General features: G+C 50.8%; 2 protein-coding genes. Both read left to right on the forward strand.

What is annotated here, in order from left to right:
• A partial coding sequence (locus ACTHS3_RS06475) for a DNA gyrase C-terminal beta-propeller domain-containing protein (protein ID WP_440367447.1) occupies positions 1-1,778 on the forward strand: 1,778 nt, incomplete at its 5' end.
• Positions 1,779-1,842: 64 nt separating this feature from the next.
• Positions 1,843-2,210, forward strand: a 368-nt coding sequence (locus tag ACTHS3_RS06480; RefSeq protein WP_440367449.1) for a GIY-YIG nuclease family protein, incomplete at its 3' end; no start/stop codon positions are given.

Here is a 2,210-nt window from a genome sequence, read left to right on the forward strand (position 1 = left end):
TGACCCAGCTGCAAGACAGCTTCGGTATCAACATGGTGGCCTTGGTTGACGGCCAGCCGCGCTTGCTGAACCTGAAACAAATCCTGTCCGAATTCCTGCGCCACCGTCGCGAAGTCGTTACCCGCCGTACCTTGTTCCGCCTGAAAAAAGCGCGTCATGAAGGCCATATTGCCGAAGGTAAAGCAGTTGCTTTGTCCAATATCGACGAAATCATTCGTCTGATCAAAGAATCTGCCAATGCGCCGGAAGCCAAAGAAAAACTGCTGTCCCGCCCATGGCGCAGCAGCTTGGTTGAAGACATGCTCAGCCGTACGGATTTAGACCTGCAAATGATGCGCCCTGAAGGCTTGCCTGAAAATTTGGGTCTGCACAGTCAAGACTATTACCTGAGCGAATTGCAAGCCGATGCCATCCTGCGCATGAGCCTGCGCAACCTGACCGGCCTTGATCAGGAAGAAATTGTCGGCGAATATAAAAACCTGATGAGCAAAATTATTGATTTCGTGGATATTCTTTCCAAACCTGAACGCGTTACCCAAATCATCCGCGAAGAATTGGCAGATATTAAAGCCAACTTCGGTGACGAGCGTCGCAGCGAAATCAATCCGTTTGGCGGCGATATTGCCGATGAAGACCTGATTCCGCAACGCGAAATGGTCGTTACCCTGACTCATGGCGGCTACATTAAAACCCAGCCGACTACCGATTATCAGGCGCAGCGTCGCGGCGGCCGCGGTAAACAGGCAGCGGCAACCAAAGACGAAGACTTTATCGAAACCCTGTTTGTTGCTAATACGCATGATTATTTGATGTGCTTCACCAATTTGGGCAAGTGCCATTGGATTAAAGTGTACAAACTTCCGGAAGGCGGTCGCAACAGCCGCGGTCGTCCGATTAACAACGTTATCCAATTGGAAGAAGGCGAAAAAGTCAGCGCCATCTTGGCCGTCCGCGAGTTCCCGGAAGACCAATACGTCTTCTTTGCCACCGCACAAGGCATGGTGAAAAAAGTCCAGCTGTCTGCGTTTAAAAACGTCCGCAGCCAAGGCATCAAAGCCATCGCGCTTAAAGAAGGCGATTACTTGGTCGGCGCAGCGCAAACCGGCGGTGCGGACGACATTATGTTGTTCTCCAACTTGGGCAAAGCCATCCGCTTTAACGAATATTGGGAAAAATCCGGTAACGATGAAGCAGAAGATGCAGATATCGAAACCGAAAACGAAGATTCAGACGGCCTGGATGATGAAAATGCCGAAAACGCATTACCAAGCGGCAAACACGGTGTCCGTCCGTCCGGTCGCGGCAGCGGCGGTTTGCGCGGTATGCGCCTGCCAGCCAATGGCAAGATTGTCAGCCTGATTACCTTCGCCCCTGAAGCCGAACAAAGCGATTTGCAAGTATTGACCGCTACTGCCAACGGCTATGGCAAACGCACCCCGATTGCCGATTACAGCCGTAAAAACAAAGGCGGACAAGGCAATATCGCCATCAATACCGGTGAGCGCAATGGCGATTTGGTTGCCGCGACTTTGGTCAGCGAAACCGACGACCTGATGCTGATTACCAGCGGCGGCGTCCTGATTCGTACCAAAGTTGAGCAAATCCGCGAGACCGGTCGTGCAGCCGCCGGTGTCCGCCTGATTAATCTGGATGAAGGTGAAACCTTGGTCAGCTTGGAGCGCGTGGCCGAAGAGGCTGAAGATGAAGCCCCTTTAGAAACCGATGCAGCTGAAAACCAAGTGGTAGAAGCTGAAGATACTCCGTCTCAAGAATCTTAAACGTCAATGAAAAAGGCCGTCTGAAAAGTTTTCAGACGGCCTGCTTATTCCAAAAGAAAATCCCGTGAGCGCAACCGAACCGTTCGATTTACCTCTTTTTCTGAAAAATCTGCCCAATCTGCCGGGCGTGTACCGTTTTTTTGACGAAGACAACAATGTTTTGTATGTCGGCAAAGCGGTCAATCTCAAGCGGCGCGTTTCCAGCTATTTCCAAAAAAACGACCATTCGCCGCGCATCGCATTGATGGTAAAACAGGTTCACCATATCGAAACCACCATCACGCGTTCCGAAGCCGAAGCACTGATTCTCGAAAACAACTTTATTAAAGCCTTGTCGCCGAAATACAATATTCTTTTCCGCGATGACAAAAGCTATCCTTATTTGATGCTCAGCGGCCATCAATATCCGCAAATGGCGTATTACCGCGGCAC

It is taken from the genome of Neisseria sp. P0009.S007 (genome assembly GCF_051962515.1).